The sequence below is a fragment of the Denitromonas iodatirespirans genome (assembly GCF_018524365.1).
GTDB lineage: Bacteria > Pseudomonadota > Gammaproteobacteria > Burkholderiales > Rhodocyclaceae > Nitrogeniibacter > Nitrogeniibacter iodatirespirans.
Map to the genome: position 1 here is coordinate 117,224 of NZ_JAEKFT010000013.1, position 6,175 is coordinate 123,398.

The following is a 6,175-nucleotide window of genomic DNA, read 5'->3' on the forward strand; positions in this document are numbered from 1 at the left end:
GATACAATAGCGGCCATGAGTGTTCCGACCCCCGCCCCGACCCTGATCCGCGACGGCGCCCGCGTGCGCATCCTCGATCAGACCGCCCTGCCCCATCACCGCGTCACGCTCGATCTCGACAGCCTCGACGCCGTGGCGCACGCGATCCGCGCCATGCAGGTGCGCGGCGCGCCGCTGATCGGCGCCACCGCCGCCTGCGGGGTGGCGCTGGCGTTGCACGATGCGGCCGACGACGCCACGCTGGAACACGCCCTGACCGTGCTCGGCGCGACACGCCCGACCGCCGTCAACCTGCACTGGGCGCTCGATCGCATGGCGCGCGTACTGCGCCCGCTGCCGCCCGAGGCGCGCTTCGAGGCCGCTGCGCGCGAGGCCGACGCCATCATTGCCGAAGACATCGCCACCAATGCCGCCATCGGCCAGCACGGCCTGGCGCTGATCGCCGACATCGCCGCACGCCGCCCCGGCCCGGTACGCGTCATGACCCACTGCAACGCCGGCTGGCTGGCCACGCTCGGCCACGGCACCGCGCTGGCGCCGGTGTATGCGGCGCAGGCGGCAGGCATCGCGGTCGAGGTGTGGGTGAGCGAAACCCGCCCGCGCAACCAGGGCCTGCTCACCGCCTGGGAGCTGCGCGAGGCCGGCATCGCCCACCGGCTCATCGCCGACAACGCCGCCGGCCTGTTGATGGCGCGTGGCGAAGTGGACCTGGTCATCACCGGCGCCGACCGGGTTGCCGCCAACGGCGACACCGCCAACAAGGTCGGCACCTATCTCAAGGCCCTGGCGGCGGCCGACAACGGCGTGCCCTTCTATATTGCCGCGCCGCGCTCGACCATCGACTTCGCCTGCCCCGACGGCGCCGCCATCCCCATCGAAGAGCGCGACGGCGACGAGGTGCGCGTGCTGCACGGCCTCGACACCGGCGGCGGCACGGCGCAGCTACGTATCGCACCGGCCGACACCGCGGTCGGCAACCCGGCCTTCGACGTCACCCCGGCAGCGCACATCACCGCCATCATCACCGAGCATGGCGTGTTCGCGCCCGGCGCGCTGGCCACACTCGCCTCATGACCGCGCTCGCCGAACAGCTGCTCGACGTCGCCCGCGGCATGACCGCGGCGCGCCTGTCGGTGGGCACCGCCGGCAATGTCAGCGTGCGAAACGAAGCCGGCTTTCTGGTCACCCCCTCCGGCATGGCGCCCGAGCGCTGCGAGGCCGCCGACATGACCCAGGTGGCCGCCGACGGCACGCCGCGCGGCCGGCGCGCGCCGTCGAGCGAGTGGCGCCTGCACCGCGATATCTACGCCGCCCGCCCCGAGATCTACGCCATCCTGCATGCGCATGCGCCCTTCGCCACCGCGCTGGCCTGCCAGCGGTTCGAGGTGCCCGCCTTCCACTACATGGTGGCGCGCTTCGGCGGCGACAGCGTGCGCTGCGGCGCCTATGCCACCTTCGGCACCCAGGCGCTGTCCGATGCCACCCTCGCCGCGCTGGCCGGGCGCAGCGCCGCGCTGATGGCCAACCACGGCATGATCGTGCTGGCCGACCGCCTCGACACCCTGCTCGACCGCGCCATCGAATTCGAAACCCTGTGCGAGCACTACTGGCGTGCCCGCGCCCTCGGCGAGCCGCCGCTGCTCGACGCCGCCCAGATGACCGACGCGCTCGACCAGTTCCACTGGTACGGCCGCCCCCGCCCCCTCGACACCGACACCCCGACATGAGCACATCCCTCGACGAAGCCACCGTCCGCGACGCCCTCCGGCAGGTCATCGACCCCGAAGTCGGCATGAACATCGTCGACCTCGGGCTGATCTACGCCGTCGCCATCGACGACGCGCGCATCGCCATCGACATGACCATGACCAGCCCGGCCTGCCCGATGGGCCAGATGATCATGGACGAGGTCGAGGCTGCCCTGCGCCGCCTCGACCCCGCGCGCACGCCGGCGATCGCGCTGGTGTGGTCGCCCGAATGGTCGCCCGCCATGATGAGCGACGCCGCCAAGGCCCACTTCGGCTGGCAACCCGGGGATGACTGATCTCGCCCCCTGGCAGCGCGCTCCGCTGCTGATCCTCGGCTTCGCCGGCCTGATCGTCGGCATGCTCGCCGGGCTGTGGCGGCTGGCCTGGCCCACGCCGGCCTTCGTCGCCGGTGCGCCGCATGGCGCGCTGATGATGTGCGCCTTCTTCGGCACCCTCATCGCGCTCGAACGCGCCGTCGCCGTCGGCCGCCGCTGGGCCTATCTCGGCCCGCTCGCCGGCGGCCTCGGCAGCGCAATGCTGATCGCCGGCCTCGATCCGCGCCTCGCCACCGTCCCCTTCGGTCTCGGCGGCCTGGTGCTGGTGCTCGCCTCGCTGCACGCCCAGCGCCGCGCCCCGGCCCTGCATGCCCGGGTGCTCACCCTCGGCGCCGTCGCCTGGCTGGTCGGCGTGCTGGTGTGGGCGCTCACCGATACGGTCGATGGCGCGCTGTGGTGGTGGATCGCCTTCCTGGTCATCACCATCGCCGGCGAGCGGCTCGAGCTGTCGCGCCTGATGCGGGTCAGCCCGGCCATGCAGCGCTACTTCATCGTCCTCATCGGCCTGCTGGTGGCCGGCGCCTCGCTGGCCGCCTGGCCCACCGGCGAACGCCTGTTCGGCCTCGGCGCGCTCGGCCTGGCGATCTGGCTGTTCCGCCAGGACGTCGCCCGACGCACCGTCAAGACCACCGGGCTGACCCGCTACATCGCCGTCTGCCTGCTCTCCGGCTACCTGTGGCTGGCCCTCGGCGGCGCCCTGCTCGCCGGCCTCGCTCCCACCGCCGGCCAGCCCGGCTGGGACAGCGCCCTGCATGCGCTGACGGTGGGCTTCGTCTTCGCCATGGTTTTCGGCCACGCCCCGATCATCCTGCCGGCGGTGCTGCGCATTCGATTGCCATATCACCCCGGTTTTTATGTACCCTTGGCGCTGCTTCACCTGAGCCTCGCCGTACGCACGGCCGGTGATCTGCCCGGCGCCGCGGCGCTGCGCGCCTGGGGCGCACTGGGCAACGCCGGGGCCATCGGCCTGTTCCTGGTGCTGATGCTGACGGCGGTCGCAGCGGGCCGGCGCGGCCGGTGATGCACACAACAATGGAATGGCACGACATGAACTCGCGACGCACACGATGCGTGTGATCCGGACCCTGCGCCGTCTGCTCAAGCACTTCGGTCTGGCCCTGCTGCTGGCCGGAGTGCTGGGCGCCGCCACCGAGGCGGTCTACAAGAACGCGCTCGACGCCCAGCGCGACCGCGTGTACGCCGAATTCCAGCTCGCCGCCGCCCAGCACATCGGCACCCTGCGCAAGCGGCTCGACGCGGTGCTCGATCTTCAACACCTGCTCGGCGACCATGTCGACGTGGCCGGCCCCGGCAGCGCCGGCGACTTCGCCCAGCTCAGCCAGTCGCTGATGCGGGTACACACCTTCATCAAGGCCATCGTGCTGGCCGACATCGACCGCAGCACCACGCCCCCACAGCGTTTTCCGGCCCACCACGTGGCCTCCCGCGCCGCCTGGCCCCGGCCTGGCATCGACCTGGCCATGGAAGGGCCGGCCGCACTGGCCAGCCTGCAGGCCGCCCTCCGCAGTGGCCGGGTGGTAGCCACGCCGCTGCTCAGCCCGGAGGTCGACAACGGCGAGGGCATCCGCCTCTTTTCCCCCGCCGGCGAGCACCTGCTGGGCCTCTACATGCATCTCAGCGAACTGGCCCAGAGCACCTTGTGGGCGGGCATGGACCCCGACGCCCGCAACATGGCCTTCACCATCCTCGACGCCACCGACGACCCGCGCAGCGCACGCGAGGTGTATCGCGACACCCTCGGCGAAGACTTCGAAACCGCCTATGTCGAGGCCATCGAATTCGCCGCCCGGCGCTGGCTGGTCATCGCCACCCCGACCCCCAACCATTTCGAACTCACCCCCTCCCCCTCGATCGCCCGCCAGCGCGCCACCGGCTGGGCCATCACCGTGCTGGCCGCGCTGCTGGTCGCCTTCCTGCAGACACGCAACTTCGTCATCCGCGAGCGGGTGCGCCGCAGCACCGCCGAGCTGGCCACCACCAACCGCATCCTCGCCGACACCAACGCCACGCTGCAGGCCGAAGTGGCGCAGCGCACCGCCTCGGAGGCGGCGCTGCGCGAGAGCACGGTGCTGCAGCAGGCCATCTTGCACAGCGCCGACTACGCCATCGTGCTCACCGACACCGACGGCATCATCCGCGTCTTCAACCCGGCGGCCGAGCGCATGCTCGGCTGCACCGCCGAGCAGGTGATCGGCCAATACACGCCGACCGTCTTCATCAATGCCGCGGCCATGGCGCGCATGGAGCAAAAGACCGACCAGCACGGCTTCGCCGCGGTGCTCGACACCGCGCGCCAGCTATCGTCGAGCGAACCGGTCGAACTCGAACTGGTCCGCTACGACGGGCACAGCGTGCCGGCGGCCGTCTCCATCTCGCCGCTGATGGACGCCCACCACGGCCATGTCACCGGCTATCTGGCCATCGCCTCGGACATCACCCACCGCAAGGCCGCCGAGAGCCGCATCCTGCATCTGGCCCATTTCGACCCGCTCACCGACCTGCCCAACCGCAGCCTGCTCGGCGTGCGCCTCGAATCGGCGCTGGAGGCGGCGAACCGCTTCGATCAATCGCTGGCCGTGCTGTTCCTCGACCTCGACCGCTTCAAGAACGTCAACGACTCGCTCGGCCACCAAGCCGGCGACGCCCTGCTCAAGGCCGTGTCCGGCCGCTTCCAGCATTGCGTGCGCGAGCAGGACACCGTCGCCCGCATGGGCGGCGACGAGTTCATCGTGGTGCTGCCCGAACTCGAAAACCGTCGCCAGGCCGCCGAAGTGGCCGAGCGCATCATCGAAGCGCTGGGCGCCCCCTTCGACGTCAAGGGCCATCGCCTGACCGTCACCCCCAGCATCGGCATCGCCATCTACCCCGACGACGGCAGCACCGCCGACACCCTCATCCAGCATGCCGACGCGGCCATGTACCACGCCAAGGACACCGGCCGGAACAACTACCAGTTCTACGAATCGCGCCTCTCGCGTCTGGTGTCGACCCGCCTGGCGCTCGAAAACCGGCTGCGACGAGCCCTCGCGCACCAGGAATTCGAGCTCTACTACCAGCCCCAGGTCGACATCGCCAGCGGCGACTTCATCGGCGTCGAAGCCATGCTGCGCTGGCGCGATCCGGACGAAGGCCTGGTCGACCCGGCCACCTTCATCCCGGTCGCCGAAGACAGCGGCCTGATCGTGCCGATCGGCGCCTGGGTGCTGAGCACCGCCTGCGCCCAGGCCGAAGCCTGGCGCCGCGAACACCTCCTCGACGTGCCCATCGCGGTCAACCTCTCTGCCCGCCAGTTCGACGAAGACAGCCTGCTCGACACCGTCGCCGAGGTCCTGCGCGACACCGGCCTGCCCGCCAACCGGCTCGAACTGGAACTGACCGAATCGCTGATCATGCGCAACCCGGAACTCACCGCCGAGGTGCTCGACGCCGCCAAGCGCCTGGGCGTGATGATCGGCGTCGACGACTTCGGCACCGGCTACTCCAGCCTCGCCTACCTCAAGCGCTTCCCCATCGATAGGCTGAAGATCGACCGCTCCTTCATCGCCGACATCGCCTTCGAACCCGACGACGCCGCCATCGCCGAAACCATCGTCGCCATGGCCCACACCCTGCGCATCCAGGTCCTCGCCGAAGGCGTCGAAACCGTCACCCAACTGCGCATGCTGCGCAGCTGGCACTGCGACGCCTACCAGGGCTACCTGTGCAGCCACCCGCTGCCGGCGGCCGACATGAACGCGCTGCTGCGGGGGTTGCGGGCAGCGCGGCTGTATGGGTTGCCGGATGTGGGGCATGCGTGAGAAGTGGCGGCCGGGCCGGTCTCGACCGGCTTTGTCAGTCGTTCTCAACCGTTGAACTGACTTCGCCTATTCGTTGGCCGGGTCTCGCCCCGGCGGGCGACTTACTTTCTTGCTCGTGCAAGAAAGGTAAGCAAAGAAGCACGCCTGTGTACGGTTCACACTCATCGGTAACAAATCGGTTCAAAGACATGGGTAACAACTTCTACCCTGCATGGGAGCAACCAGGAGGACAGCCCCATGCCTTGGAACGAGGTCAAACCGATGGACCAACGGG

At 70.1% G+C, this 6,175-nt stretch carries 5 protein-coding genes; all 5 read left to right on the forward strand.

The genetic code is table 11. The features are described 5' to 3' along the window. Window positions 1-15 precede the first annotated feature (15 nt). The 5 genes from mtnA to I8J34_RS13090 are packed head-to-tail and all read left to right on the forward strand — an operon-like array spanning window position 16 to window position 5,901. The gene (gene mtnA, locus I8J34_RS13070) at window positions 16-1,074 is read left to right on the forward strand and encodes an S-methyl-5-thioribose-1-phosphate isomerase (RefSeq protein ID WP_214361923.1); all 1,059 of its coding nucleotides are present in this window, start codon (window positions 16-18) and stop codon (window positions 1,072-1,074) included. Continuing rightward, window positions 1,071-1,727, forward strand: coding sequence for a class II aldolase/adducin family protein (locus I8J34_RS13075; protein WP_214361925.1), 657 nt, complete (start codon window positions 1,071-1,073; stop codon window positions 1,725-1,727). Before mtnA ends, I8J34_RS13075 begins: the two co-directional genes overlap by 4 nt. Further along, a complete protein-coding gene (locus tag I8J34_RS13080; RefSeq protein ID WP_214361927.1) occupies window positions 1,724-2,044 on the forward strand; it encodes a metal-sulfur cluster assembly factor in 321 nt (106 codons plus the stop codon). The genes I8J34_RS13075 and I8J34_RS13080 overlap by 4 nt, the downstream gene beginning before the upstream one ends. After that, window positions 2,037-3,104 (forward strand): DUF8744 domain-containing protein, encoded by a 1,068-nt coding sequence (locus I8J34_RS13085; protein WP_214361929.1) that lies wholly within the window; start codon window positions 2,037-2,039, stop codon window positions 3,102-3,104. Before I8J34_RS13080 ends, I8J34_RS13085 begins: the two co-directional genes overlap by 8 nt. A 46-nt stretch (window positions 3,105-3,150) precedes the next feature. Continuing rightward, window positions 3,151-5,901, forward strand: coding sequence for a putative bifunctional diguanylate cyclase/phosphodiesterase (locus tag I8J34_RS13090; protein WP_214361935.1), 2,751 nt, complete (start codon window positions 3,151-3,153; stop codon window positions 5,899-5,901). Window positions 5,902-6,175: the final 274 nt, after the last annotated feature.

Excerpts from the sequence above, each read along its gene's own strand:
- I8J34_RS13090 (WP_214361935.1), top strand. The coding sequence starts at position 3,151 with ATGCGTGTGATCCGGACCCTGCGCCGTCTGCTCAAGCACTTCGGTCTG.
- I8J34_RS13085 (WP_214361929.1), top strand. The coding sequence starts at position 2,037 with ATGACTGATCTCGCCCCCTGGCAGCGCGCTCCGCTGCTGATCCTCGGC.
- I8J34_RS13080 (WP_214361927.1), top strand. The coding sequence starts at position 1,724 with ATGAGCACATCCCTCGACGAAGCCACCGTCCGCGACGCCCTCCGGCAG.
- mtnA (WP_214361923.1), top strand. The coding sequence starts at position 16 with ATGAGTGTTCCGACCCCCGCCCCGACCCTGATCCGCGACGGCGCCCGC.
- I8J34_RS13075 (WP_214361925.1), top strand. The coding sequence starts at position 1,071 with ATGACCGCGCTCGCCGAACAGCTGCTCGACGTCGCCCGCGGCATGACC.